24 protein-coding genes, 1 tRNA gene and 1 pseudogene are annotated in these 26,311 nt (G+C 38.1%); 14 read left to right on the forward strand and 12 right to left on the reverse strand.

The annotated features are described in order from the left end of the window. Positions 1-156: 156 nt before the first annotated feature. From EGS47_RS13590 to EGS47_RS18920, 7 genes and pseudogenes are all read left to right on the forward strand, one after another. Positions 157-1,518 carry a tyrosine-type recombinase/integrase gene (locus EGS47_RS13590; protein WP_005004835.1) on the forward strand — a complete coding sequence of 454 codons (1,362 nt, stop codon included), beginning with the start codon at positions 157-159 and terminating at the stop codon, positions 1,516-1,518. A 589-nt stretch (positions 1,519-2,107) separates the two neighbouring features. Continuing rightward, positions 2,108-5,056, forward strand: coding sequence for a hypothetical protein (locus tag EGS47_RS13595; RefSeq protein WP_005004830.1), 2,949 nt, complete (start codon positions 2,108-2,110; stop codon positions 5,054-5,056). Positions 5,057-5,179: 123 nt separating this feature from the next. Then, positions 5,180-5,419, forward strand: coding sequence for a helix-turn-helix transcriptional regulator (locus tag EGS47_RS13600; protein WP_005004829.1), 240 nt, complete (start codon positions 5,180-5,182; stop codon positions 5,417-5,419). Between the two features lie 150 nt (positions 5,420-5,569). Then, positions 5,570-6,037, forward strand: a complete 468-nt coding sequence (locus EGS47_RS13605) for a hypothetical protein (protein WP_228711811.1) — start codon at positions 5,570-5,572, stop codon at positions 6,035-6,037. A gap of 4 nt (positions 6,038-6,041) precedes the next feature. Continuing rightward, on the forward strand, positions 6,042-6,575 hold the full coding sequence (locus EGS47_RS13610) for a prepilin-type N-terminal cleavage/methylation domain-containing protein (protein WP_119686661.1): 534 nt from the start codon (positions 6,042-6,044) through the stop codon (positions 6,573-6,575). Next, a complete protein-coding gene (locus EGS47_RS13615; RefSeq protein ID WP_119686646.1) occupies positions 6,569-7,024 on the forward strand; it encodes a type IV pilin protein in 456 nt (151 codons plus the stop codon). The genes EGS47_RS13610 and EGS47_RS13615 overlap by 7 nt, the downstream gene beginning before the upstream one ends. Positions 7,025-7,416: 392 nt before the next feature. Continuing rightward, positions 7,417-7,548, forward strand: a pseudogene (locus tag EGS47_RS18920) (IS3 family transposase); the annotation flags it as partial. Between the two features lie 211 nt (positions 7,549-7,759). Here the strand turns inward: EGS47_RS18920 and EGS47_RS13620 are convergent. From EGS47_RS13620 to lipA, 3 genes are all read right to left on the reverse strand, one after another. Next, positions 7,760-7,836: transfer RNA gene (locus EGS47_RS13620), tRNA-Val, on the reverse strand. An 18-nt stretch (positions 7,837-7,854) separates the two neighbouring features. Continuing rightward, complete coding sequence (locus EGS47_RS13625) at positions 7,855-9,858, reverse strand: transglutaminaseTgpA domain-containing protein (protein ID WP_005004823.1); 2,004 nt, start codon at positions 9,856-9,858, stop codon at positions 7,855-7,857. Positions 9,859-10,109: 251 nt separating this feature from the next. Continuing rightward, positions 10,110-11,123 carry a lipoyl synthase gene (gene lipA / locus EGS47_RS13630; RefSeq protein WP_005004821.1) on the reverse strand — a complete coding sequence of 338 codons (1,014 nt, stop codon included), beginning with the start codon at positions 11,121-11,123 and terminating at the stop codon, positions 10,110-10,112. A 199-nt stretch (positions 11,124-11,322) separates the two neighbouring features. Between lipA and sthA the strand changes: the two genes are divergently transcribed. Continuing rightward, the gene (gene sthA / locus EGS47_RS13635) at positions 11,323-12,738 is read left to right on the forward strand and encodes a Si-specific NAD(P)(+) transhydrogenase (protein WP_005004819.1); all 1,416 of its coding nucleotides are present in this window, start codon (positions 11,323-11,325) and stop codon (positions 12,736-12,738) included. Positions 12,739-12,887: 149 nt separating this feature from the next. Here sthA and EGS47_RS13640 read toward each other — a convergent pair whose 3' ends face one another. The 5 genes from EGS47_RS13640 to map form a co-directional block, all read right to left on the reverse strand. Continuing rightward, positions 12,888-13,844 carry a TauD/TfdA dioxygenase family protein gene (locus EGS47_RS13640; protein WP_004988635.1) on the reverse strand — a complete coding sequence of 319 codons (957 nt, stop codon included), beginning with the start codon at positions 13,842-13,844 and terminating at the stop codon, positions 12,888-12,890. Between the two features lie 159 nt (positions 13,845-14,003). Further along, positions 14,004-14,135 (reverse strand): hypothetical protein, encoded by a 132-nt coding sequence (locus EGS47_RS18805; protein ID WP_004996870.1) that lies wholly within the window; start codon positions 14,133-14,135, stop codon positions 14,004-14,006. Further along, the gene (locus tag EGS47_RS13645) at positions 14,128-15,342 is read right to left on the reverse strand and encodes an MFS transporter (RefSeq protein WP_005004816.1); all 1,215 of its coding nucleotides are present in this window, start codon (positions 15,340-15,342) and stop codon (positions 14,128-14,130) included. The genes EGS47_RS18805 and EGS47_RS13645 overlap by 8 nt, the downstream gene beginning before the upstream one ends. Positions 15,343-15,475: 133 nt before the next feature. Beyond that, on the reverse strand, positions 15,476-16,528 hold the full coding sequence (locus EGS47_RS13650; protein ID WP_005004815.1) for an OmpW/AlkL family protein: 1,053 nt from the start codon (positions 16,526-16,528) through the stop codon (positions 15,476-15,478). 213 nt (positions 16,529-16,741) lie between these two features. After that, the gene (gene map / locus EGS47_RS13655) at positions 16,742-17,569 is read right to left on the reverse strand and encodes a type I methionyl aminopeptidase (protein WP_119686645.1); all 828 of its coding nucleotides are present in this window, start codon (positions 17,567-17,569) and stop codon (positions 16,742-16,744) included. A gap of 209 nt (positions 17,570-17,778) precedes the next feature. On the opposite strand from map, the gene rpsB reads away from it, so the two are divergent. The 6 genes from rpsB (at position 17,779) to EGS47_RS13685 (ending at position 22,211) form a co-directional block, all read left to right on the forward strand. After that, a complete protein-coding gene (gene rpsB / locus EGS47_RS13660) occupies positions 17,779-18,528 on the forward strand; it encodes a 30S ribosomal protein S2 (protein WP_004988625.1) in 750 nt (249 codons plus the stop codon). A 137-nt stretch (positions 18,529-18,665) separates the two neighbouring features. Continuing rightward, positions 18,666-19,541: a translation elongation factor Ts gene (gene tsf, locus EGS47_RS13665; protein ID WP_005004811.1), complete on the forward strand. Its 876-nt coding sequence runs from the start codon at positions 18,666-18,668 to the stop codon at positions 19,539-19,541. A gap of 78 nt (positions 19,542-19,619) precedes the next feature. Then, entirely contained in the window at positions 19,620-20,126 is a 507-nt protein-coding gene (locus tag EGS47_RS13670; protein ID WP_005004809.1) for a DUF3465 domain-containing protein, read from the forward strand. 131 nt (positions 20,127-20,257) lie between these two features. After that, the gene (locus EGS47_RS13675; protein WP_125269732.1) at positions 20,258-21,106 is read left to right on the forward strand and encodes an AraC family transcriptional regulator; all 849 of its coding nucleotides are present in this window, start codon (positions 20,258-20,260) and stop codon (positions 21,104-21,106) included. Between the two features lie 83 nt (positions 21,107-21,189). Then, entirely contained in the window at positions 21,190-21,894 is a 705-nt protein-coding gene (locus tag EGS47_RS13680; protein WP_104794816.1) for an AzlC family ABC transporter permease, read from the forward strand. Next, positions 21,891-22,211 carry an AzlD domain-containing protein gene (locus tag EGS47_RS13685; protein ID WP_004988613.1) on the forward strand — a complete coding sequence of 107 codons (321 nt, stop codon included), beginning with the start codon at positions 21,891-21,893 and terminating at the stop codon, positions 22,209-22,211. Before EGS47_RS13680 ends, EGS47_RS13685 begins: the two co-directional genes overlap by 4 nt. Before the next feature lie 37 nt (positions 22,212-22,248). On the opposite strand, the gene EGS47_RS13690 is transcribed toward EGS47_RS13685, so the two are convergent. The 4 genes from EGS47_RS13690 to rodA form a co-directional block, all read right to left on the reverse strand. Further along, complete coding sequence (locus EGS47_RS13690) at positions 22,249-22,701, reverse strand: DUF962 domain-containing protein (RefSeq protein ID WP_004988611.1); 453 nt, start codon at positions 22,699-22,701, stop codon at positions 22,249-22,251. 441 nt (positions 22,702-23,142) lie between these two features. Then, positions 23,143-23,754, reverse strand: a complete 612-nt coding sequence (locus EGS47_RS13695) for a septal ring lytic transglycosylase RlpA family protein (protein WP_004988609.1) — start codon at positions 23,752-23,754, stop codon at positions 23,143-23,145. A 295-nt stretch (positions 23,755-24,049) separates the two neighbouring features. Beyond that, entirely contained in the window at positions 24,050-25,051 is a 1,002-nt protein-coding gene (gene mltB / locus EGS47_RS13700) for a lytic murein transglycosylase B (RefSeq protein ID WP_004988606.1), read from the reverse strand. A gap of 33 nt (positions 25,052-25,084) precedes the next feature. Next, positions 25,085-26,227, reverse strand: coding sequence for a rod shape-determining protein RodA (gene rodA, locus EGS47_RS13705; RefSeq protein ID WP_004988605.1), 1,143 nt, complete (start codon positions 26,225-26,227; stop codon positions 25,085-25,087). Between the last annotated feature and the right edge of the window lie 84 nt (positions 26,228-26,311).

A 26,311-nucleotide genomic window follows, 5' to 3' on the forward strand; every position in this document is an offset into this window, starting at 1 on the left:
GTATAAAGTCTAAACAAATCTAACTTAATCTAAAACGTTAGTGTAGGTTTTAGTGTAGGTTGTTTTAGTCTAAACTAGGCATCATTCCCGATCAATATTGAAAAATAGACAGCTTGAAAGGATAACAAATAATTTAGTATGCCTGTGAGGATTAAAATGGCTCATTCGAGAGAGCAACAGACGATTATTAAAAAAGCGCTTTCAGCCAAAGCGATTGAGAAAATGAAAATAGGTGATCCTGATAAAGCGGATATTGGAGAATATGTAGGGCTACGTGTACATTGTGGCAAAACGGGAATGAAAACCTTTTTTTACCGTTATCGCAGTCCTGTTGATGATTCCATCAAACAATACAAGATTGGTACTTTTCCTCAAGTTTCGTTAGCTGAGGCAAGAATAGAACTTGGTCGTTTAAAAGCTGAAAGAAGTCAAGGGGTTTGTCCAAAGCAAAAAAAAGAGCAGGAGAAATTGCAGCAACAAATCGAACAAGAGCTTGCACAAAAAAATATGTGCCAACTCACTGTACATCAAATGATAGAAATGTATTTGACTGAGGTGATCGAAGACCATTGGATTACTGATCCCAAAACAGGTGAAAAGAAAAAGGTTTTAGGGGTACGCAAGCCAAAAGGTCAGGCTGAAACACGGCGAACTCTTTATGGTGACGCAGTGAGGGTTTTGGGGAATCTAGTCGCGTTAGAGGTTACTCGAAAAGATGTGGTAGCTTTAACCAAAGAAATTATTAATCGTGGGTCTAATGTGCAGGCTGGACGAGTATTGTCTGAGCTAACGTTGGCTTATGAGTATGCAATCGGCTTAGAGCAATTTCCTTCAAATTTTGCCAATCCAGCCTTATTGGCGAAAATGAGCATCAAGCAGTCAAGACTGAAAGTTACCTGTAAAAAGGGTACACGAGTTTTAAATGATCAGGAATTAAAACATGTATGGGCTTGGCTGCCAACATCAGGATTTACAACACATCAAAAGCATATCCTATTTTTGACTTTGTGGACGGGATGCCGTACAGGAGAGTTATGTGATGCACGGTGGAGAGATTTTAATTTAGATCAAGGAACATGGCATCTAAAAGCTTCAAAAAATAGTACCGAGCGTTATGTGCAGTTATCAAGGCAATGTATCAATTTTTTACTAAATTTATATCGCCCAGATCAGGAATATTTATTTGCATCGTCTCGAACTGGGTTGCCTATTCAGCAGAAATCTCTAACAGAAATAAAGTGGCAAATGAAAAATCCAGACAAAGTTCAGGCGAATTTTCGTCCTGAACAACTTTGGTTAGATAATATGGATGACTGGAATCCGCATGATTTGCGACGGACGGTTAGAACAGGTTTGTCTCGATTGGGGTGTCCTTCGGATATTGCTGAAGCAGTTCTGGGGCATTCCAAAAAGGGTATTGAAGGTACGTATAATTTACATAATTATGAAAAAGAATGCGCTGAATGGTTGCAAAAATGGGCAGATTATTTAGATGAGATAATTGAAAATAAATTTTAGGGTCAGTTTATGTGTTATTACAGAAAGTAAAAAACATAGTTTTTATAATAGGATTTTAAAAATGTAAATATATTCTAAAACTCATATCAAACTAGCTTCTCATTATTATGTTAATACAATAATTGAACCTAATACTACTACATATTGGCATAAAGGCATCGAAATTTCAGGATAGTATTAATACTAAAATTATAATTATTTAGAGTTTTTATATATCCATTTCTCTTTGTGATGTTGAAAAAACTTAGTAATTTTTAGCACGTCTCTCGTCTTTTTTTCACATTTCTCTGAAGATATGTCTCAATTTGAAATCTTAGTTCATAGCCGATTTAAAGTGTACTCCCCCTTACTAAAAGTAGCGGGGATAGGTGAAGTTTATGGAAATTAATTACTAAAAATACGTTTTATAATTGATCATATTATGGAATTTTAATATAAAATAACAAATGTTTGTCGGGGGCTATGTGCCGTTATTTGGTGGTTTAAATTAAACTTAAGGTACAAAATCTACTTGTACTTGTAAAAAAATACGATGTTCAACATATATAGTGAACCTCAACGAATAATTTATTTTTCTGAGAACTTAAAAATGCATCATGATCAGCAAGAATTAGCAAAGCAAAGAAGACATGATAAGCAAGTTAAAAGGGATGCTGAGATAAAAGATAGAAGGCAAAAACAACGTGAAATTGATGATGAAGAAAAATATAGGCTATGGCAAAACAAAATAAAAACAATGAGGCGTCTTGGCGAGAATGTAATTAAAGATGAAGATCTTTTTAAATTACTAAAAAAAATATACAACAATAAATATGATTATGTAAAAGCTAATGTAGATTACGTAAGGGGAGGAATATTTAATGAAACAATATCCGTGATTGTAAATCTTGAACAGAAACTATTATCAATTCATAAAAAGGCTTATCCGACAAAAGAAGAGTTTTTACTGGCAAAACAAAATAATGATCAAAGGACCTTAGATAAAATTTTGAAGTTTTATTGGTCTATGCGTGTTGATCTTGAGTTGTTGCGTTGCGGTTTGGGTACTCATCAGTTCAGCCAAAATATTAGAGTTTATATTCTTTCTTTACAAAAATCTAAATATGGAAGGCCTTTATTGATTGAAGCGGATGAATGGAATATTGATACATTTCCAGCAGATGATATTTTTAAGTTTATCGATGAGTTGATAATTTTTACTTCGAATATCGCATTGAAACAACGTCAGCGAGAAGAGAAGGAGAAGCAAGAAGAAAATGAAGCAAGTCATAAAGCGTTGGGTGGTGTTAGTGGACAGTATGAAGAAAAATCATTATTTGAATTACAAAATCAATTTTCACTTAATGAAATAGCTTGCGAAGCTGGAGTACAGTTAGATCCAGAAAGAGGCTTAACTCTCTCTTTTCTAGAAAGATTTGCTAGAGAAAAGGAAAATTTTAGAGAAAATCTATTAAAGTATAAAAAGTTACAAGTCCTATTTCTTGAGATCACATTGCAACCACAGGAATGTATAGCAGAGAAAAGACGTATTCTTTTATTGGAGAATCGGTTTAAATTAACGGGTTGTTGTAATGCCATTTTAGCTTCGTATGACTTATTAACCAGTTACTCTACACTTGAGCTTGGAGTAAATTTCTGTATTATTTTGAAAGTTGTATTGATTTTTAGAGAAAAGCGAAATTTAAATTTTGATGTCCTCAAATTGTCTATAAAAAATAACTTTATAAAACAAATGAATGATACACATGAGGGTAAGGAACAGGATTTCAAGATCGCAATTCGAGATATGGGAGAGCTAATAAAATATTTGGATGATCGATATTCTGACGTAATTTTGTATCGATCAACGGCTGCTAGAAACGCATTTGAATATTGGCTTCTTGGGTATTTCTATCGAGCTGACTATTTTCTAAAACCAGAGCTAGGGTATATTGGTGATACGCTATTTATAGATAATCATATAGACAATATTTTTTTGTATTCATCTAAGCTTGTGCCTGATGAGAAAAAAGCACTAAAACAAAAACAAAATTCAACTGTCCAGCAAGATGAATTCTTTTCGCAACTTGATTTTAGTAAACAGCAAAAACACATCTGGAGAATAACTGACCTTCCAAAGCATGTAGAAGAGGAGCTAAGGCTCATCACATTCATGTATTCCCAAAAATATATACAACGGGATGATCAAGCGAAACTGAGACTATTAACGTCAATTGAACATTTTATGCGCTTGTTACAGTACAAGTCTGATTCAACTTGTATTGGATTGCATCCAAATACTTCTGCGCTTGAAGTTTCAAAAAATCCATTAAAAAAATTATCTAAGCAAGCTAAACAATATTTAACTATCTTTAATTCGATGCCACAAGAATCAAGATATTTAAATGAGATGCTTATATCACCTGAGATTGGTTGGCGTGTAAAGTTTTTTGTGACTATTTTTAAAAAAAATAATGATGAAATTCGATTAAATATAAAAGGTGTACATGAACTAGAGCGCCGATTAAAGCGGTTTAAGGATTTGACACAAGATACGGTCGACCAACAGACCATTCCTGAATTATTTAAAATGGAAAAATTAGCAGCTATCCTGCTTCGAAGGAACCGGCAAGAGGCTTTAGGTTATTTAAAGAAGTCATTGGTTGAAGATGTGTTTGCCTTCCGTTTGCAGCTTTCATACGATCAAGCTGAGGATAAGAGTAGTGATTTAACTTTTGCTGAAGAAAAAATTGCCTTTAATGAGTTATTAACTCATTTTTTAAAAGATTTAAAACGAACTAAAAAAAATAGTAATGCTGTACTTCTTGCCTTCATTGGAACGCGTTTGCTTAAAGCAAAACGTTTGTCTGCCGATATCACGTTCTTTTTTAGTGCTAAAGAGTTATCAGACTATGATGATGAAGAAAACAAAACGCGCATCAACGAAACGATTGAAAAGGTACAATCTTATTGGAAAGAATACATAAAAAATAAGCAGATAAATAGAAAACAGACTAGTCAACAGTCTGAAGGTGAAAATGTTGAAAACATTGCTGAGCAAAATAAGGTCAGTCAACATGCCCCTGAGATGTATGATTTAAGCAATTTTGTTTTTCAGGCGATATCTAAATATGTAACTATTTCAAAAGAAAAGCAGTTCTCTACTATTTTAAAATTATACGAAGATAAGACGTTAAAACAATTACAATCATCAATTGTAGATTTCTATGTTGCTCATGCTTTGTTGTGTACATGGGAAACCCCATTGCCAGCAGAGACGATTACACAAGGTACAGAAACGAATAAACAGGATATAAAAGATTCTAATAAAGACAACTCTAATGAAGAAAAGGGTAAGAATGGACGCCCTAGAAGAATTGATCAATTTATTAAAGGACATGTGATTTCAGCTAAAAAGCAAAAAGATAAAAACAACAAGCAGAATAAAAAATCAATACCGGTGAAGAGACCTACTCAAGTTAAATACATTAAGTTCTGGTTTGAGATAAAACCGGATACTCTGGGTCAATTCGTATGGAGTGTTCGGCAGCAAAGGTAATAGAACATAAGCTTATTTTATGTTCTAAAAATGATTGAAAATTAGACTGAAATTATAAATTTACGGAATTCCCAAATTATTCGAGCGAAATCAGCTCAATTTAATCATTGAGGAGAATTCCAAATGAATAGTGCAAATCATGCATTTGTAGGTCAAACTTTTACCATGCATCAGATCATCGGCCTGAAACAAGTTGTGAATTTTACGGGAATAGGTAAAGCCACGATTTATAATATGATGAATCCTAAAAGTAAATATTACGATGAGGCTTTTCCGAAACAGGTCAAACTGACAACAGGTCGGGTAGGATGGCTCGCTTTTGAGATTCATCAGTGGATAGAAAGCAAGATGAAAAATCGGTAATTTAATGGGGACTTTGGTCCCCATCAGTTTTTTACAACGAAGGTTAAAGTGAATAACTTCCGCTTCCACCCAAAATCACTCAGCAGTGGGCCAATCGCAGTTGGCTCACTTTAACTTGCCATGACTTACGATAAAAGTTAAAACTATGGCATGAGTGGATCAAAAACGGGATGGGGAGGATGGTATTATCCATTCAAAAAAACATACTTAAAAGCAAGCGCTAATCCTGCGGTAATTAAAGGTTTGACGCCCTTAATCGCAATGCAAAATAGCTTATATGTCACCATGTATGACGCTGCCCTTGCTGGTACAACATCGGGTTGTGGTGCGGGAGTGAAGGGACAAAGTTTTACGAAGAGATTATGTCTGCCAACAGGTGTCTGCCCAGAGGATGCTGACTATACTTACAATCTTGGTTCTGGAATTGTTAGTGTCACCGTTGGGCCAGATGGTAAGGGTGGAAGGGTGATTATAGTACCAGAGCCAAATCCTGATTCAAATATGACTAAGCCTTGTGAGGGGGCAGGCTGTAAAGAAGGAGAAGATTTAGTTCCTGCTGGAGGAGCAATCAGATTTATTCCAAATCGATGGTATGAACGTTATGCAAAAACGAGTTGATATCATGAAAAAAGAAACTGGGAAAATACGCTCTCACCACGGCTATGGTTTTACTTTAATTGAGCTGATGGTAACAGTTGCAATTGTCGCGATTTTTGCTGCAATTGCATTCCCAAGTTATCAAGCTTATACAAGAAAAGCTTATGCTGCACAGACTCAACAGGAAATTCAAAAACTGGCTGAGCAATTAGAACGACACAAAGCCCGTAACTTTAATTATAAAGGCTTTGATGCAAGTTTTTTGTACAAAGATGCAAGTGGTGTTTTAATTTCAAATTTTAATAAAAATAAACAAGAGCTTAGTCTTCCAGTGGATGGCTCTTCTACGAAATACATACTTTCTATTGTAGATCAAACGGAGGGAAATCCTCTGTTGATTAACTCAACATCTTTGGGGCAGGGCTGGGCAATTAAGGCATTAAGCACTGATGATAAGAACGATAGTTTTTTAAAAACTAGCAACGGTATTCAATGTAAAAATAAAACCAAAGCAAATATCACTTTTTCGGGATGTGGGGTGGGGAGCGAGATATGGTAGTACATCATCAATGTTCAATAGATCGCGGGTTTACTTTAATCGAGCTCATGGTGGTGGTTGCTATAGTGGCCATCTTAGCGTCGATAGCTTATCCAAGTTATCAAAAGTATGCACAACGTACTAAAAGAACAGATGCGCAGGCGGAAATGTTAAATATAGCTAAAAGCATGATGCAATATAAAAACAGCAATTCATCTTTTGCAGGAGCAACGGTTGCTAACGTATATGGCGGAACTGTCACACCTCAACAAGGGACTGCTTTATATCGTTTAACATTTAATCCTAGTCCTGCTATTGCAACTGGATGGACATTAGTCGCTACGCCAATAGAGAATACGTCGCAGGATGGTGATGGAATCATTTGTCTCAATGATCAAGGTCAAAAATATTGGACCAAAGGTGCGACTACTTGTGTTCTTTCAGCGATCTCTACGTGGGACGGTCGCTAAGATAATTTGTGGACAGTAAAATGGCTGCGCTTAACAAAATTTGAATAAAATGGTCATTTAAAATTCGTAAAAAGTGTAGGGTTGAAAAGATTATCGCCGTATTCGGGACGCGTTTAAGCTTTTTACTGCATGAGTGCTGCGGTTTTACGATCGTATGTACTCGGCTTGGCTTTTCACAAATGACCCTAGATTAAACGTTCAATCTTTTATAGAAGCTTCTAATTATATAAAGAAAGGAGTAACAATATTACAGATTTTAAGTAATAATGAAAAAATGCAAAAAGAGATTTTTATTGATTAGTCGTTATTAATATAAGATCAACAGGTAATCCTCATGTAAAATAATTGAATTCAAAAGTAGGAAATCGCATAATCCTGTTAAAGAATTTTTTTTGAAAATATCTAAATATTCAGACAGCTTAAACATAAGTATTTTAAAGTAAGCTGAATCAGGAACACTTGCTCCTAACTTATGCCGTGAACTTGGCATGAGTTCTACTATAAAGTTCAATTGGATGAGCAAAATGAGACTATTGCCGGCTTGCCACATGAAGCTTACCAATGGAAATAGGACTTGAGGCTTTCAGCAATTATAGAGGCGTTAAAAAATATAAGTGAAGTCTAATCAAACAACTCTAAAGCAGTTAGAGTATGATTTCGTCAATTCCAAATACCACCAATAAAAAAAGCCCACTTTATAGGTGGACTTTAATCTACTGATAAATCAGTATATCTTGGTAGGCATATCCAGACTCGAACTGGAGACCTCTACGATGTCAACGTAGCGCTCTAACCAACTGAGCTATACGCCTAAGTGTGAGCAATCATATTCAGTTTTCAGCAGGATGACAAGTTTTTTCTGCACGCTTTAATTCAGATGAACAGTCTTTAAGCAATTGCTTGAATTTTATATGGTCTTCAGGTGTAGATTGCCCAGAAAAGGTCAGTTTTTCATATGTTTTTATAATTTCATCAAAAGACTCTTGTTGTTGAACATTTTGCGCTAATCTAAACATCCAGCGTTTAAAGGTTTCACTAGTGCGTCTTTTGAGAGATTGTGGTAACTTTTTCTGAAACTTTAAAATGTCACGCTCAATTCTAGACCTTTGCTTTATGTTTCTAAACCAAAGCCACACGGCAAACAGCGCAACCAAAACGATAATAGTTATTATCATAATCAGTGCATAAGTATAGATAGAAAAAATACCTAATTTCGATAAAAAACTTTTCTGACGATCGACATCATAACCGACAACTTTACTTTGCCATTGATAGCCTAAGTAATCACTCCAAACCCTTAAGTTTTTAACAAAGTTAAAATTCTGTTGCTTCCAAAAATGATTTGTTTGCTCACCCCAAATATGATCATTTTGTTGTAGGTATTGTTGCATGCCTTCATCTACACGCTGAGGCGCAATGGCAGCTGTTGGATCGACACGTTGCCAGATTCCATCGATATAAACTTCGCTCCACGCATGAGCATCCAGCTGTCGAACTTCCCAACTTTGACCATCAGGTGCCATTTGCCCTCCTTGATAGCCAATGACAACTCGAGCGGGAAGACCTGCATAACGCATCAGCAATACAAAGCTTGAAGCGTAATGTTCACAAAATCCTTTTTTTGTTTCAAATAAGAATTGATCCGTTCGATTTCCACTTAAAATTCCAGGTGATAGGGTATAAACGAAGTTTTGTTGTCGATACCACTGTAAAACATTCTTGATATAAAGTTCAGATTGCGCATGACTTTGTTGCCATAGCTGTTTTGCCAATATTTGAGTGTTGGGTTGGAGTGGAAAATTAAGCTGTTGTGTATGTTGAAGGTTAGTTTCAGCATTTTGATATTTAAGATCTTTTGAACCTATCCAACTCAGATGAATAGGCTGATTGCTTTGAACCATTCGACGTGCTTTTATGCTGCCATCCGCATACATTTGATAAGTTGACTCAGCAGGGACAGAGTGTTCCAGTGACATGATCCATGTTTGTTGAGGATCAGCTGACAAATATTGATAATCTATGGCTTTTAAGCGTTCATTATCATAATGAACAGGTGTTTGATTGATCGCGTTATTTGTCCAAACTGCACCGTCGTAGTCATCCAGTACCATCGCTCTCCAATACATATCCTGCCGTTGTGGAAGTTGCTTGAGATCACCAAGAATCCGAAAAGCCAATGCCGAAGATTGTGATAATTGAGCAATATCCCCTGGAGACATACGATCACTCATTCCTGTGACAGCTTGACCAGATGCTATAGGAACTCGCCAAAGTGGGGGGAGGCGCGGGAAGAAAATAAAAAGCACAATAAAAAAAGGAATTGCGATGGTTAAAAATTTTGTCACAAGTTTTAAATCGTTTTTTATGGATATTTTTTTATTGTGTTGCGATAAAAATTTTGTGGTCTGAATTCGATATAAACCAATAAAACAAAAAATTAAGCAAAAAAGTACTGCACATGTCATTACAAAAGACTGACTATGTAAAAATAAACTTGCGCTAACAAATAATCCAAAGTTAAAGGAAATTAATAAATCTCTAATATTTTTACTTTCCAAACACTTTGCAAATAAACAAGTACTAAGTAACGCGACGCCTGCCTCTACACCCCAAAAACTTTTAAATTTTATATAAATCGCAGCAAGACAGCATAAGACAAATACAGCAGTAATCCATTTTGAAACGGGTACAATTTTACCTTGTGAATAACGCCAAATCATGGTGACAAGCATGACGCCCCATACACTGAGCAAAGTGAAGGGCATATAAACCAATTGCGTGGTAAAAATCAGTACCAATAATGGGATCAGACAAAAATAAACAACAGAGGTCATGATGTCAGCTTTTGAAATATAGAATGAAACAGCATCTTTAATGATCTCTTGTACTGTGTTTTTACTATACCATTTCAAATTTATATTTAAACAATAAGATCAATGATGCTGGCTCGCTCTTTTAATCCATCACTTTGCAATCGCATCGTCTTATGCCAAAAGTCGTTATCAATCCATCATCCTTTTAAAATTTCAGAGATGAAAAAAAGACCTCTCATTTATGAAAGGTCTTTATCTATTAGATTAAATGGTTAAGCTTCGATCGCTTGAACTGCAATCTTTTTGGCAGGATCCACTTTACGACGTACAGCAGGAACAGGCTCACCATAATACTGACGGTCTGCAAAATAGCTCGAACGTACCATCGGTGCCGACCAAATATTTCTAAAGCCGAGTTTGCGACCATGCTCTGCATAGCGTTCAAATTCTTCTGGTGTTACGAAACGATCAATTGGTGCGTGTTGTTTAGAAGGCTGTAAATATTGACCAATGGTGACATAGTCGACATCATGTGCGCGTAGATCATTCAATAAAGAAATCACTTCTTCTTCAGTTTCACCAATACCTACCATCAAGCCACATTTAGTTGGAATGTCAGGACAATATTCCTTAAACATTTTGAGCAAGTTTAAAGAGTGCTGATAATCTGAACCCGGGCGCATGGCTTTATAAAGACGTGGTACCGTTTCAATATTGTGGTTAAACACATCGGGTGGGCATTCGGTCATGATACGTAGCGCAATGTCCATACGCCCACGAAAATCAGGAACTAAAATTTCTAATAAGGTATTTGGACTTAAAGCACGTGCTTCTTTAATACAATCCACAAAATGCTGAGCGCCACCATCGCGTAGATCATCACGGTCAACAGAGGTAATCACCGCATATTTTAGTTTTAAGTTCGCAATCGTTTCCGCCATGTGACGCGGTTCGTCTGCATCCAATGCATTCGGACGGCCATGTGCTACATCACAAAATGGACAGCGACGAGTACAAATATCGCCCATAATCATAAAAGTGGCAGTACCACCACCAAAGCATTCTGGTAGATTTGGACAAGCAGCTTCTTCACAAACGGTATGTAATTTCTGCGAACGAAGCGTGGTTTTGATACGTTGCACCTCTTCAGGCGCGGTCATTTTTACGCGGATCCAGTCAGGCTTACGCGGGACTTCAACCGTAGGGACAACTTTTACAGGAATTCGGGCAACTTTTTCTGCGCCACGTAGCTTTACACCCTGTTCTGGTTTACGGTTTTCAGACATAGTCAACTGTTCCACTGTGATTCGAGAGGATTTCATTTGACTATTATAACGGACTTAGCGGTAAATTGGGCAAATTCACTATTCATTTAAAAAATGTCGTTATGCAAAGATATTGGCTTGAGAAATACATTATTGCACAGCATATTAGCTATAGTTTGTTATAAAATAGCAGCATAATTAGATTGCACAGGAGCTTTAAATGCCACGTAAGAAAGAGGTCATTAGTGGGAATTTCGTTAGATATGATGCGGTAGTTCTCGGTTCAGGACCTGCGGGCGAAGGCGCGGCAATGAAGCTTGCAAAAGCGGGTAAGCGAGTTGCAATTGTGGATATTCGAGAGCAACTGGGTGGCAACTGTACCCATGTTGGTACGATTCCAAGTAAAGCACTTCGTCAAACTGTTTCTAGTATTATTCGTTATCAACGTGATCCAATGTTTCAAAAAGTCGGTGAATGGAAAAAGTTCACCATGAAACAGGTGTTAAGTAATGCACATCGCGTGATTCAACAACAAGTTGCGACTCATACACGATTCTACGATCGCAATAATATCGATGTATTTCATGGGCGCGCGTATATTCAGGATAAAAATACAGTCATCGTTTTTAATCCTGAAGGGGTCAAGGAAACGATCGTATTTGATCAATTAGTCATCGCAACGGGTAGCCGCCCATACCAGCCACAAGGTTTAGATTTTAAACATCCACGTGTGTTTGATTCGGATAAAATTCTGGATCTGGATTTCACTATTCAAAAAATCATTATTTATGGTGCGGGGGTGATTGGCTGTGAATACGCTTCTATTTTTATTGGTTTAAATCACAAAGTCGATTTAATTAATACGCAACAAAAACTACTAAGTTATCTAGATGATGAAATTGCAGATGCATTGTCTTATCACTTGCGTGAACAAGGTGTATTAATTCGCCATAATGAACAAATTGATCATTTGGAAACTCATGATGATTATGTGGTTCTGCATTTACAAAGTGGCAAGAAAATCAAAGCTGATGCAATTCTCTGGTGTAATGGGCGTTCAGGCAACACAGATGGTTTGGGGCTTGAAAACGTGGGTGTGACTCCGAACAGTCGCGGTCAGCTCGCAGTCAATGAAAAATATCAGACTGAAGCTGAAAATATTTATGCAGCGGGTGATGTTGTCGGCTGGCCTTCGCTAGCTTCTGCGGCGTATGACCAAGGTCGTTGTGCGGGTGCCAATATGAGTGGCGAGGAAAATGTAAAACCTGTAACCGATATTCCGACCGGGATTTACACCATTCCAGAAATTTCATGTTTTGGTAAAACTGAGCAACAGTTGACTGAAGAAAAAATTCCTTATGAAGTTGGTCAGTCATCGTTCCGTCATTTGGCACGTGCGCAAATCACGGGTGATACGGTGGGCGAGCTTAAAATTTTATTCCATCGCGATACTTTGGAAATTTTGGGTATTCACTGTTTTGGCAATAATGCTTCTGAAATTATTCACATCGGGCAGGCCATCATGCAAAGTCCAAATAATTCGATGAAGTATTTTATGGAAACTACATTTAACTATCCAACGATGGCAGAAGCCTATCGTGTGGCTGCGTTGAATGGTTTAAATCGACTGTTCTAAGATCGAATATTTAGAAAATATTGGTCTGGATAAAATTAAGCCCGTCATTTGACGGGCTTTTTTGCGATGACCTCTGATTATTTTTGTTTTGTTTTTCTTTTTATTAAAACAGACAAATTTGATCGTTTTATGACAATTTAGATTTTTTATTAAAAGGGGCGACTGCCTGCCAAGCTAATTCTTTTTAACAAACGTCTTTGATCGGCTGGAAAGGGTTCTCTGGCATGCAACGTCACTTGATTGTCCCAAAAGACAATATCTCCAGTTTCCCATTGATGTTGATAGCGAAACTCAGGTTTTTCTAGATGTTGACGTAATTCTGCAATTAATTTTGCACCTGCCTGATCATCATAATTGACCAATTCAACTTCACTTTTGCTATTCAGCCATAATGCTTTACGTCCAGTCTCTGGATGGGTGCGTACCAATGGGTGAGGATACGCATGTCCTAAAATGGGTTGATCCTTGAAACGATACAAAGGACTATTGCTATAATTACCTGAGCCTTTATTGCTTTGCGCACGAACAAAAGGATTATAAGTAATCAGTTGTAATTGATCGACATGAGCTTGGGTTGCTTTATCCAAAGCATCATAAGCAGCAATGGTATTGAACCATGAAGTTTTTCCACCATCTTGAGGTAGTTCAATTGCATACAGTAAAGAGCCAAACGAGGGAAGTGGTGTCCACTGATGATCGGCATGTGGAGCAAGTTCGCCGTGACCAGTATAATCACCCTGACCAACTGCATTGGAAACTGGAACAACATCGGGTGGAACACCTGTTTCTAAGTCATAGCCTAGCACTGGGTTATCTTTACTCGGGCGGAAAATTGAACCAAAGTAACTAGCAAAAGCCAAAAATTGTAAATCATCTAAACGTTGATTTTTAAAAATAAGAATTAAATGTTCGGCCAATGCGCGTTTAAGTTTAAAAATAGTTTCACCAGATTGAGCCTTGCTTGCATCAAGTCCTGTCACTACTGCGCCCAACGCTTGGTCTTTCTGAGCCACAATTTGGATTTCATCTGTATGTTGAAAATATTCTGGCTGATGCCAACGTGGTGCATCATGAATGGCTTGTGAGAGTTGCGTTAGGCTGCTCATCTAATATCGCTCTAATTATTTGGGAATTATCCAAGCATAGAAAAGACCCGCAACATATTAAAATGAGAAAAAAAGCAAAGCTTATGATGGATTATTTTTTTTGATCTATCCATTTGTTTTATATATTTTTAAGTGTTTGTGATAAACAAATATCCGATTTTAATGAGGACAAAATGCCTGATTGAAATAATGAAAAAGTTCAGGTGTTTTTGACCACATATAAATTGCCATCACCAAAGCAGTCAGTACAAAGAAAGCGACCAGATATTTAAGTGAATTTAGACTAATCATCAATCACACTCTCCTCAGTGACAAAGAAGTGTACGCATACACCCACTATACTCAATGCAATTGAAATCATCCAGATTGCATTGTAGTTTCCTGTCATATCGTGATTGAGTCCGCCCAGATAGCCACCAAAAAATGAACCGACCTGATGCGTGAAAAATACAATACCACTCAGCATAGATAAGTATTGAACACCAAACATATTGGCAACAATACCATTGGTTAAGGGTACGGTGGATAACCAGAGTAGCCCCATTACAATACCAAAAGCATAAACGGTGATATTGGAAAGCGGAATTAACAGAAATGCGATAATCGCGATGCCGCGTAAGCCATACAGAAGCATTAATAATTTAGGCTTTGAATAACGATCGCCGAGCCAGCCAGCGCCATAAGTTCCAAAAATATTAAAAAGTCCAACCAAAGCTAAAAAGACAGTTCCTGTTGTGGCATCGAACCCATGATCAATCAAATAACCCGGTAAATGTACACCTAAAAATACGACTTGAAAGCCACAGACTAAAAATCCTAACGCTAACCACCAAAAGGGTCTATGATTTTTGGCAAGCGTTAAAATTTCTTTAAATGTTTTACTGGGTTGAATGGCACTAAAGCTAGGCGCTCGATAAGCAGGGGCATTAAGTGTCAATGCGAGCGGTATAATCAATGCAATTAGAATGGCACTAATAATTAAAGTTGCTGACCAGCCAAAATGTTGTAATAACAAAAGCGTGGTTGGAAGCATAATGAATTGACCGAAAGAGCCTGCGGCACTGGCAATTCCCATCGCCATACTGCGTTTTTCTGGAGCGGCTGCTCGTCCAACGGCAGAAAGAAGAACAGAAAAAGAGGTTGCGGAGAGCGCCATTCCTAAAATCAGTCCTAAGCTGAGATTGAGAAATAATCCAGTCGAACTAAAAGCCATCAATAATAAGCCAAGCATATAAAGAACCCCGCCACAAGCAACGACTTTCTTGCTGCCGTATTTGTCTGCCAAAGCCCCAGTAAAAGGTTGAACTACACCCCAAATTAAATTTTGCATGGCGATGGCGAGGCTAAAGACTTGGTGACTCCAGCCGAACTGGTGACTCATGGGAACTAAATACAAGCCAAAAGAATGTCGTACACCCAATGACAATGCCAAAATACATGCACTTCCAATGAGCATATAAATCATGGTCTTAGAAAATGTAGTATTTGGATTAGACATATTTATCGACGAAGAAATAATAGTTTGGCGCTATTGTAGATCACGAATCTACAAAATTCGATACAGCCTCTCTATTATTTGAAAGTTACACTAATAAAAAAAGCAGCCTAAGCTGCTTTAATCGTAAAATAGATTAAAAACGATAACCTACACCAACATAAGTAATGATGGGGTCAATATCGATTTTGGTTTTAGCATTGATCAACTCTTTACCTGTATTATTGTCAGTGACGCTAATTTTGGCTTCATTATTCATTTTTGAATAAGACACTGAACCCGCAGCAAACCAATTTTCATTAAAATCATAGGTTGCTCCTAAAGTTGCAATTGGTGCAAAAGTATCGGTAGTTTTGACTTTTACTCGTGGATCGGCAGAGGATGTCTTACCATCTAATGCTGCACCAGCTTGTCCATCGTGAATATTTTGAATCATGTGACCTGCGGCAACCAAATCTGATTCAATCCCTGAGTTCAGTTTTACATCATTAAAATAGGCATACATCACCCCAACACCTACATAGGGACGGAATTTATTTACACCAGATTTACCAAATTGGTAATGTAATTCTGCGGCAGGTAACCAAGCGCGTACTGAGGCTGCCTTACCACCCTGAGTTAAATCAGTGATGTGAATGTCTTTTTTAAGATCTATTGAACCCAATGGAGTATCCGCTGATCCTGACAAGGGTGCATAAATATCGCCTTTACCTTTTATATCCACTTTGGGTGGAATACCTGCTTTAACCTCAAGAGAGACATGATCGGTAAAATGGTAGTTCAGCATCATGCCGACAGTATCAACATCATCTGCTTCGAGACCAGTTCCATCCGCCTGCCAATTAGACAATCCATTAATAGTTGATGTTCCAGATAAACCGCTCGGTAAAGTTTCTAAAGGCAGAAGTTGCAGAGCACCATAAAGTACAGGATTTGAATCTTTTACCGCAGCATCAAGTACAGCATCTTTTGAAACCTCTCCGACTTTTGCGGTAGTTCCTTCAGCAATACTGGTATTCACATTGACATTATTGGCTTTTCCTTGTGGCATGGCATGTAACCAACCAATTGAGGCGGAAAAACGCTTAAAGCCATCGCCATCCTTAAAACTAAAATAAGGTGAATCGGCATAAGATAAAGTGGGTAGTACAATAAGACTCGTCGCTATTCCTAGCAAAGACTTTTTCATGAGGGGACTCCATGTCCAATTTACGTTTGTAGATAATTTTTATGCGCCCACCATAACGCTTTTTTATTTTTTACAATGTTCAAAAAAAATTAATAAATGTAATGAAAATGAAATACTAGGTATGTTTTTTGAAAATATGCATAATAAATACTGTAAAAATACACAAAAAAGGCCACAAAATGTAGCCTTTATGAAGAAAAGATGAGGATTCAACTATTTTTGAAAACGTGATAAGTCTTCTTCTGGACGTGCAGTTAAAACTTCAAGACCATTTTCAGTCACCAAAATGGTATGTTCGTATTGTGCAGATAATTTATGATCTTTAGTGACCACCGTCCATTTATCGCCTAAAAGTTTCGTCTGCCAGACACCCGCATTGACCATAGGCTCAATGGTAAATGTCATACCTGCTTCAAGTTGCATCCCCGTACCTTTTTGACCATAGTGCAAGACTTGTGGTTCATCATGAAAGACAGTTCCAATGCCATGTCCACAATATTCACGTACGACGCTAAAACGTTCTGATTCCACATATTTTTGAATCGCATAGCCAATATCACCAATATAAGAACCTGCTTTTACAGTTTCCATACCACGATACATAGCTTCCTGAGCCACTTTACATAGGCGATTTGCCAGAATAGAAGTTTCACCACCGACCACATACATCATGTTGGTATCACCGTGATAACCATCTTTAATCACCGTGACATCAATATTTAAAATATCGCCATGTTTTAACACTTTGTTTTCAGAAGGAATGCCGTGACAAACCACATGGTTGACCGAGGTGCAAATGACATGCTGAAACGCTGGACGACCAGGCGCTGCTCCATAACCCAAACATGCCGGAATGGCCTGTTGAACATTGACGATATAATCATGACAAATGGTGTCGAGTTCAAGCGTGGTTACACCCGGGACAATATGCGGCTTAATCATGTCCAACACTTCAGCCGCCAGCTTGCCTGCGATGCGCATTTTTTCAATTTCATCAGGAGTTTTAATTAATCGGCGAGGGGCTGTATAAGTACTATTCATGATCTCTAAAAACTTTTGGTAATTTGTAGGTGTCTATGGTATAAATAGCCGCCCATTTTATCAAATGCTTTTCGTGAATATCCTTTACGAACAAATTTGATGGACTGGAAAAATCCGCACATATGTCGTCACGTTACTCTGGGTGCCTTTTATAAAGGTGGAGAATGCTGGACATATGGAGGCCTAACCCAACTTTAAGGTAAAGAAAAATGGCAGAATACAACGTAAGCATGCGTGACCTTCTTCAAGCAGGCGCGCACTTTGGTCACCAAACTCGTTTCTGGAACCCAAAAATGCGTCAATACATTTTTGGCGCGCGTAACAAAATTCACATCATCAACCTTGAGCATACTGTTCCTGCGTTAAATGATGCTTTGAACTTCGCTAACCAGTTAGCAAGCAAAAAGAACAAAGTTTTGTTCGTTGGTACAAAACGTGCTGCTTCAAACATCATCCGTGAACAAGCTCAACGCGCTGGTCAACCCTATGTAGATCACCGTTGGTTAGGTGGTATGTTGACGAACTGGAAAACACTTCGCCAATCTATCAACCGTTTAAAAGACCTTCAAACTCAATCTCAAGACGGTACTTTCGCTAAGCTGACTAAGCGTGAAGCGTTAGAGCGTACTCGTGAGATGGATAAACTTGAGCGTTCTTTAGGCGGTGTGAAGAACATGGGTGGTTTACCTGACGCATTATTTGTAATTGACGTTGACCACGAAGCAATTGCAATTAAAGAAGCTAAAAACTTAGGTATTCCTGTTATCGGTATCGTTGATACAAACTCAAACCCAGACAATGTTGATTACATTATTCCTGGTAATGACGATGCGATCCGTGCAGTAACTTTGTATGCTTCAGCAATGGCTGATGCAATTCTTGCTGGTAAAGAATACGCTCAAACTCAAGCAAATGCACAAGCAAAAGGCGAAGAAGCGAAAGAAGCTCCTGAGGCTTAATGCGTTTTGACGCAAGCTTGTCATTTTTGCGACATGTAATGGTGGCAAATTAAAGCGTCGAAAAGCAAACGGCCCAGGTTTTACTTAGGGCCGTTTTTGTTGAACAGATTTATTTTCTACCGATTTAGGAGAACAACATGACTGCAATTACTGCAAGCATGGTAAAAGAATTACGTGACCGTACTGGTCTTGCAATGATGGAATGCAAAAAAGCATTAACAGAAGCGAACGGTGACATTGAGCTTGCGATTGATAACCTTCGTAAATCTGGTCAAGCAAAAGCTGCTAAAAAAGCGGGTAACATTGCAGCTGATGGCGCGATCACGATCGTTCAGGAAGGTAACAAAGCAGTATTGCTTGAAGTAAACTGCCAAACTGACTTCGTTGCAAAAGACGAAAACTTCGCAAATTTCTCTAATGCCGTTGCTCAAGCAGTTTTGGCTTCAGGTGAAACTGATCCTGCTAAAATTGCAGAATTAAAATTAGCTGATGGCCAAACTGTTGAAGAAGCTCGTATTGCGCTTGTTCAAAAAATTGGTGAAAACATTCAAGTTCGCCGTGCCAAAATCGTCACTGGTGATGCACTTGCAGTATACAAACACGGTCTTCGTATCGGTGTTGTGGTTTCTTATGCGGGTGATGCTGAAACTGGTAAAGGTATTGCAATGCACGTTGCTGCGTTCAATCCAGTTGCAGTAAATGCTGAAGCGGTTTCTGCTGACCTTATCGCGAAAGAGAAAGAAATTGCTGAAGCAAAAGCAATTGAATCTGGTAAGCCTGCAAATATCGTTGAAAAAATGGTATCTGGTTCAGTTGAAAAATATTTGAACGAAGTTGCACTTGATCGTCAAATGTATGTTATCGACAATGACAAGAAAGTTGCTGATGTATTAAAAGCATCTGGTACTAATGTTGTTGAGTTTGTACGTTTCGAAGTGGGTGAAGGGATTGAGAAAAAAGCAGAAATGAGCTTCGCTGAAGAAGTTGCTGCTGCTCAAGCCGCTGCAAAATAATTTTATTTTGCCAAGAAAAGCCCCGTTTGGGGCTTTTTTTATATTTAGATGATGCATAACAAGTAGATGAGAACAACAATGAGCAAGAAACAAAACTATTTAATGATCGCTATCATTGCATTTATAGCGGGTTATTATGCGTATTCCTTTATAAAGCCAAATTCACGATTAAATAATGACACTACCCACCATGAAATGCAAAATCAAGTGGTGCTGGGTCAGAATCAAGATAACCAAACTCAAGCACAACAAGGTTTACAAGCTATTTCAGATGCTTTTGCACAGCATCGAAGTCATATTCAGGTGCAGACTAGCGGTAAAGTTAAAGCAGTTCTGGCTGATGATCATGAGGGTTCTCGTCATCAAAAATTTATACTGAGTTTAGCGAATGGTTTAACGGTTTTAGTTGCGCATAATATTGACCTTGCGCCTCGCATTGAGCATTTAAAAAAAGGCGATACGGTTGAGTTTAATGGTGAATATGAATACAACCCAAAGGGTGGAATCGTTCACTGGACGCATCGTGATCCTCGTGGTACCCATGAAAATGGTTGGTTAAAGCATAATGGACAAACTTATCAATAAGTGTTTAATGTTTGGGAATAGTAAAATATCGAGTAAATCAAATCGCAGTGATTTGTGATTTACAGCAATTTTATTCTAGACAGTTTGTCTGTACATGCTAAGGTTGCTTGTAGATCAGAATGAGGCAAAATATGCAGCAAGAACAAGCCAACTATTTACATGTTCGTGAATTAGGTGGCTTAGAATTACTAAAAGCACATTATCATCAGACACAATTTTCCAAACATGTGCATGAAGGCTATTGTATTGGCGTAATTGAAGATGGCGCACAGTCTTTTTTTAGGACGGGTGAGCTGCATATCGCGCCCAAAGGCGATATTATTTTAGTTAATGCCGATGAAATTCATACAGGCTCATCCGCTGTGGAGTCGGGTTGGCGTTATCGTGCGATTTATCCAACCCCTGAAATGTTGAGTGAAATTGGCAGAGATGTTTTTGTAGATCGGCACGGAGCGCCGTGGTTTCCGCAAGCTGTAATACGCGATGAAGGGCTGGCCCAGCAATTGTGTTTACTTTTTGATTTGCTTGAGCAAAAAGAGAATGTTTTGCTGAAAGAAAGTATGTATTTGTCTACTTTAACTTACCTTATGTCGCGTCATGGACAATATCAGCGTAACTTGGTCAATGTACCAGAAGCTCAGAGAAAAATATTAATGATTAAGGAGTTATTGGCGAGTACTCCTGAAAATCATTATAGTTTAACTGAATTGGCGAATTTGGCAGGTCTGAGTGCGTGGCATTTCTTACGCCAATTTAAAAAATACGTAGGATTGCCACCGCATGGTTGGTTGGTACAAGTACGATTGCATAAAGCAAGACAAATGCTTAAAAAGGAACATTCAATTGCGGCTGTTGCAACGCTATGTGGCTTTTCTGACCAAAGTCATTTTAATCGACATTTTAAAAAGGCGATGGGTGTAACACCTGCTCAATATATCGCCAATCTAAGATATTCAAACTCAGCTCATCTCACTGAATAGCAATTTTATACAAGGCAACAACTTTAAAATCGTCCATAATTTGTATTTATTTACCTTCAAATCAAAATTTGGATGAGTATTCAATGTCTTTACCTGATTCTTCATCTTTTAGGACGCGTCCTTTTTTTCAGGGCGTCATGGCAATTATGCCGCTTTCCATCGCAGTTATTCCGTGGGGGATTCTGGCAGGTTCGATGGCTGTCAATGCAGGTTTGTCTTTTGCTAAAGCTTTTGCGATGTCTTCGTTGGTTTTTGCTGGGGCAGCTCAGTTGGTGAGTTTAAGTTTGGTGATGGAGGGGGCATCAACACTGACTATTCTCATTACAATATTTTTTCTAACCTCTCAGCATTTTATTTATGCGTTGACCTTTAGAAATAACATTTCAGTGTTACCCGTTAAACAGCGACTTTCTCTTGGTTTTTTACTAACTGATGAATTATTTGCAGTGAGTCTGTCGCCAGAAAAACGTCATCCAGATTATATGTTAGGTGCGGGGTTATGTTTTTACCTGTTTTGGGTGGTGTTTAGTGTTGTTGGGATTTTGCTTGCACATATGGTTCCAAACTTGATGAATTATCATCTGGACTTTTCAATTGTGGCGATCTTTGTGGCAATGGTTATTCCATTAATTAAAAACTTCCGAGTTGTGGCTGCGGTTTTGGTGACCTGTCTGAGTGGTTTTCTTTTGCGGATGTATCAGGTAGAAGGTGCAATTTTGATTTCAGGTTTGCTGGGAATGGTGACTGCTGTTTATCTGGAGCGCTTCGCAGAGGAGAGTAAAGAATGACATGGCTTATGATCTGTGCATTAGCTGCTATCGTATTTTTTAATCGTTATATCTTTTTATCGCCTAATATTCATATTCGACTACCAACCTTTATTGAACAAATGTTGAAATATTCAGCACCCTGTTTGTTGACTGCGATTTGTTTGCCAATCGTATTTTTTGAGGGTAATCAAATTAGAGCGCTTCCGACAAATGCTTATTTATATGCCGCTATTTTGTGTGTGGTATTGGCTTATTTTCGCATAAAAATTATCTATAATGTAATCATTAGTTTATTGTTCTTTTATGCGCTAAATTTTATGTTTCATACGCTATAAGCTTTAGGCGAAATCAGCCTAAAGCTTATAGGCTAGTTTATGAATTGGATAAACGTAGTTGACGACTTTTCCAGTTTGGAAATACTTTTGCGAGATAAGCATCCATACACCAGACAGGTCCAATCAGTAAAAATTGTAAATCTTTGAAAAAAGATGGTTTTTTCCCTTCAACTTTATGGCCATAAAACTGACCAATCCACGCAATGATAAATACCCCGATATAGAAGCCAACTCCTACAGGAAGGATGTAAATTAACCATGCCATGATTGCAATCAACACCGTCATTGCAATGGCCAGTACAAGATCAAGTCGCGCATAAAAAACTAAGGTAAGTACTAATAACAGTGCAGTGAGTAAAGCACTAAAATGGGCAATGATGCCAATAATCGAAAAAAGGATAGCAGGAACGCAGACCCAGTGAATGGTTTTGTTGATTTTATTTTGATGACTATCGCTGTATTCATCAAACCATTCGGTAATTGTTTTCATGATGCACTCCCTGCATGTTAAAAAACGGTTCTAAAATTGAATATAGACCAGAATTTTAAATGCGTCAAAAGTCATATTGAATGTACCAGTCATCTTGTCCAATTGAACGTTCAAAATCATGCAATTTTAAAGAAAAATACGACACACCGTAAAATTGCTCGAAATATTTGGCGTATTAGCGCGTTTAAAACGCGTATAAACGTAATATTTGATAAAAACAATATTAGGGTAGCTTTTTTAAAACTAAATGGCTCTAATCGCAAATGATGAGCAAATAGCAAAATAAAATTAAATATAAAAATAATCTGTACAAAAAACGTCAGAATTAAGCGTTTGAGAGAGGAAAAAATAATGCTTGTCGAGATAATTTTCATCTTAGAAAATGAAAAAAAGAGCCACATGAAGCGGCTCTATAAAAGCAGTGAATAGGAGTGCTAAGGATTAAGAATTTGGACCATCAACACGTTCAATGCTGACTTTAGCAGTACCTGCACTGGTAATGCCAATACGTTTTGCTGCGCCATAAGATAAATCAAGCACACGATTACCATGGAAAGGACCACGATCGTTAACTTTCACAACAACGCTTTTACCATTGTCTTTATTGGTCACTCGAATGTAACAGTTTAACGGCAAGCTACGATGGGCTGCTGTTAATTCATTCATATCGAATGTATCACCACTGGCTGTTTTACGACCGTGAAACTGACGACCATACCAAGATGCAACACCTGTTTGCGTAAATTTACGAACAGTGTTTGATGCAACTGTATTTAATTTTTCAATCACTGAAGGCTCATCTTCAGGAACTTCAATTTTTGCCGCAATGGTTTGACGACGAATTTTGTCACCAGAACTTTCGGTGATTGAAAGACTATTCAAATTTGAAAAATGTGAATTGAAACTTTGAGACTGTTTGTTTAGCACACGTGCTGCAAGGCTTGAACTTTCAGTATCATTTGAAAGAGGGCTTGCTGGCATCATTTCAGCCTGTGACTGCGTAACTGCCAGTCCGACTGTGAGCGCTAAGGCATATTTTAGCGAAAACTGCATTACTTAAACTCCTACAGACACAAAGAACGCTTTTTAATTCAGGCGGATTCCTAAAAAAATAAAGCGAAAAGTGTCTAAATTATTCACTTTTGCAATTGCTTTATGGTGGAGGATAATATTCAGCGCTCAATCATGGTGTCTAGTCTTTGCTAGAAAAAAGTTACAAAAAGGACAAAAACTCACAAAAAACGGTTAATAAATAATCAATATTGTAACAATATATTTAAAAAGCGTTTTTTGTGAGCGATTGCTCAAATTTTTTTATTGACTTTTGTATTTTATTTAAAAATTAGTGTTAACGGCTTGCAACTTCAGTACCCAATAACCACACGGCAGTCGCATACATTCTGCTTCGATTGTAGGTCGTGATCACTTGGAAATTAGGGTAGGTAATATAGTACATAGGCCCATAATTTTCTTGAAGTTGAATGACATTTACCAGATCTAGATTATCGATTTTGATAATCGGATTAAGTGGGGTTACGCCCTGATCTTTTAATGTGCCGTAGGGAACGGGCTGGGTCAGATCTTTGGCAATCACACTGTCGGGATTAGAACCTGTATAACGTGCTGCAAATCCGATCGGTCGGTTACGTTGCCAGCCATTTTGAGCCAGATAATTTGCAATAGAGGCGATGGCATCTTCTGCGGAATTTCTTAAATCAATATGCCCGCTGCCATCGTAATCCACGCCGTACTTGGTAATATTGCTTGGCATGAATTGTGGATAGCCAATCGCACCTGCATAAGAACCTACAATACTATTGGTTGGATAGCCTTCTTTATACGTCCATGCTAGCAATGAGCTCAGTTCATCACCAAAATACTCCGCACGACGTGGGTATCCAAATGCCAGTGTCGCTAATGCATCTCGGGTGATGAAAGAGCCTTTATTGGCACCATAACCCGTCTCAACCCCTAAAATGCCCAAAATAACGGACTGAGGGACGCCAAATTGCTGTTCAGCGCGATTGAGCACATCTGCATACTGATTTTTAAAGCGTACACCGCGTTGAATCGTTCCTTCGCTGAGAAACATTGCTTTATAGTCATACCACGGTTTGCTTTCACCAGGGCGGGTCATAATGGTTAAAATATTAGGTAAGTTTCGCGCGCCATTCATCGCACTATCAATTTGTTCGGCACTTAGACCATATTTGGACATGGTTTTTTGTTTAAATGCTGCGTAATTGGGATCATTTATAAATTCATTGGCTTCAGCACATACTGCTGCGGCAAGAAAACCGCTAAAAAGACAAAATTGTTTCAATGGTTTTTTCAATACCAGTTTCAACATGATTTAAAGTTTTCCTAATTATAGAGTGACCCATCAACGATGAGTGTGAATGGACATCACCAGTCCAAAAGTTGCCATTAAGGTAATAATTGCCGTTCCGCCATAGCTCATAAAAGGTAAAGGCACACCGACTACAGGTAAAATACCACTGACCATGCCTGCATTTACAAATACATAAACAAAAAAGGACAAACCTAATGCACCAGCAACCAAACGCCCATAGTTATGGAAGCAGTTCATACCGATCTGGAAAGTTCTAAAAATAATGGCAAAATAAAGAAGGATTAAAATAGTAACGCCGATCAGACCAAACTCTTCTGAAAATGCCGCGATAATAAAGTCAGTATGACCTTCAGGTAAGAAGTGTAAATGTGATTGAGTGCCTTCAAGGAAGCCTTTTCCTGAAAAGCCACCAGAACCGATGGCTGTTTTAGATTGGATAATGTTCCAGCCTGTACCAAGAGCATCCGCTTCAGGATTAAGCAAAGTGAGTACGCGCTGTCTTTGGTAGTCATGTAGTAAAAATTCCCATGCAATTGGAATAATAATGCCAGCACCAATCAGCGCGGCTCCAATCATTTTCCAAGATAGTCCACTGAGAAAAAGTACAAACATACCACTGGCCAAAATGAGCACAGAAGTTCCCAAATCAGGCTGTTCAGCGATTAGTAGAAAAGGGATACCAATTAACACCAAAGAGAGGATGACATTCATAAAACTTGGGGGCAGTGGTTTACGTGATAAAAACCACGCAATCATCATCGGCATGCCAATTTTCATAAATTCGCTGGGCTGTACACTTCCAAACCCTGGAATATCAATCCAACGTTTTGCACCCATACGAATTTCGCCAAATACCATGACGGAGATCAGTGATAAAACCCCAAACGCATAAAAATACGGTGAAAAGGCTTGATAAACTTTGGGTGGGATCTGAGCCAAGGTGATCATCACGGCAAATCCGATACCAAAACTCATGGCTTGCTTGGTGACCAGTCCAACATCCTGTGCGGAGGCGCTATATAAAACGGTCAATCCCAGACAGGCATTGAGAATTAAAAAAGTACATAGCCAAGGGTCAATATGTAATTTTTGAAAGCGTGAAGGTTGCATAGCTGTGCTTAAGCCATCACGGGGTGCTTGACGTAAAAATTTGTATTGAGAACTTGGAGACATGCGATTTTATACAGGGTCAATCAATGCTTGGCGCATGCTAACATAACTGCTGTTTTAGGCAATGTATATCCATATTTTGCAATA

It is taken from the genome of Acinetobacter sp. FDAARGOS_515, assembly GCF_003938865.1.
Lineage (GTDB): Bacteria > Pseudomonadota > Gammaproteobacteria > Pseudomonadales > Moraxellaceae > Acinetobacter > Acinetobacter ursingii.

What these genes read in the sequence shown, in the direction of transcription:
- EGS47_RS13590 (WP_005004835.1), top strand. Translation starts at nt 157, where the DNA reads ATGGCTCATTCGAGAGAGCAACAGACGATTATTAAAAAAGCGCTTTCA.
- EGS47_RS13695 (WP_004988609.1), bottom strand. Translation starts at nt 23,754, where the DNA reads ATGCAGTTTTCGCTAAAATATGCCTTAGCGCTCACAGTCGGACTGGCA.
- EGS47_RS13625 (WP_005004823.1), bottom strand. Translation starts at nt 9,858, where the DNA reads ATGACCTCTGTTGTTTATTTTTGTCTGATCCCATTATTGGTACTGATT.
- EGS47_RS13690 (WP_004988611.1), bottom strand. Translation starts at nt 22,701, where the DNA reads ATGAAAACAATTACCGAATGGTTTGATGAATACAGCGATAGTCATCAA.
- lipA (WP_005004821.1), bottom strand. Translation starts at nt 11,123, where the DNA reads ATGTCTGAAAACCGTAAACCAGAACAGGGTGTAAAGCTACGTGGCGCA.
- EGS47_RS13680 (WP_104794816.1), top strand. Translation starts at nt 21,190, where the DNA reads ATGTCTTTACCTGATTCTTCATCTTTTAGGACGCGTCCTTTTTTTCAG.
- EGS47_RS13685 (WP_004988613.1), top strand. Translation starts at nt 21,891, where the DNA reads ATGACATGGCTTATGATCTGTGCATTAGCTGCTATCGTATTTTTTAAT.
- tsf (WP_005004811.1), top strand. Translation starts at nt 18,666, where the DNA reads ATGACTGCAATTACTGCAAGCATGGTAAAAGAATTACGTGACCGTACT.
- EGS47_RS13640 (WP_004988635.1), bottom strand. Translation starts at nt 13,844, where the DNA reads ATGAGCAGCCTAACGCAACTCTCACAAGCCATTCATGATGCACCACGT.
- sthA (WP_005004819.1), top strand. Translation starts at nt 11,323, where the DNA reads ATGCCACGTAAGAAAGAGGTCATTAGTGGGAATTTCGTTAGATATGAT.
- EGS47_RS13605 (WP_228711811.1), top strand. Translation starts at nt 5,570, where the DNA reads ATGAGTGGATCAAAAACGGGATGGGGAGGATGGTATTATCCATTCAAA.
- EGS47_RS13615 (WP_119686646.1), top strand. Translation starts at nt 6,569, where the DNA reads ATGGTAGTACATCATCAATGTTCAATAGATCGCGGGTTTACTTTAATC.
- EGS47_RS13675 (WP_125269732.1), top strand. Translation starts at nt 20,258, where the DNA reads ATGCAGCAAGAACAAGCCAACTATTTACATGTTCGTGAATTAGGTGGC.
- EGS47_RS13600 (WP_005004829.1), top strand. Translation starts at nt 5,180, where the DNA reads ATGAATAGTGCAAATCATGCATTTGTAGGTCAAACTTTTACCATGCAT.
- rodA (WP_004988605.1), bottom strand. Translation starts at nt 26,227, where the DNA reads ATGTCTCCAAGTTCTCAATACAAATTTTTACGTCAAGCACCCCGTGAT.
- EGS47_RS13610 (WP_119686661.1), top strand. Translation starts at nt 6,042, where the DNA reads ATGAAAAAAGAAACTGGGAAAATACGCTCTCACCACGGCTATGGTTTT.
- EGS47_RS13650 (WP_005004815.1), bottom strand. Translation starts at nt 16,528, where the DNA reads ATGAAAAAGTCTTTGCTAGGAATAGCGACGAGTCTTATTGTACTACCC.
- EGS47_RS13595 (WP_005004830.1), top strand. Translation starts at nt 2,108, where the DNA reads ATGCATCATGATCAGCAAGAATTAGCAAAGCAAAGAAGACATGATAAG.
- map (WP_119686645.1), bottom strand. Translation starts at nt 17,569, where the DNA reads ATGAATAGTACTTATACAGCCCCTCGCCGATTAATTAAAACTCCTGAT.
- EGS47_RS13645 (WP_005004816.1), bottom strand. Translation starts at nt 15,342, where the DNA reads ATGTCTAATCCAAATACTACATTTTCTAAGACCATGATTTATATGCTC.
- EGS47_RS13670 (WP_005004809.1), top strand. Translation starts at nt 19,620, where the DNA reads ATGAGCAAGAAACAAAACTATTTAATGATCGCTATCATTGCATTTATA.
- EGS47_RS18805 (WP_004996870.1), bottom strand. Translation starts at nt 14,135, where the DNA reads ATGATTAGTCTAAATTCACTTAAATATCTGGTCGCTTTCTTTGTACTG.
- mltB (WP_004988606.1), bottom strand. Translation starts at nt 25,051, where the DNA reads ATGTTGAAACTGGTATTGAAAAAACCATTGAAACAATTTTGTCTTTTT.
- rpsB (WP_004988625.1), top strand. Translation starts at nt 17,779, where the DNA reads ATGGCAGAATACAACGTAAGCATGCGTGACCTTCTTCAAGCAGGCGCG.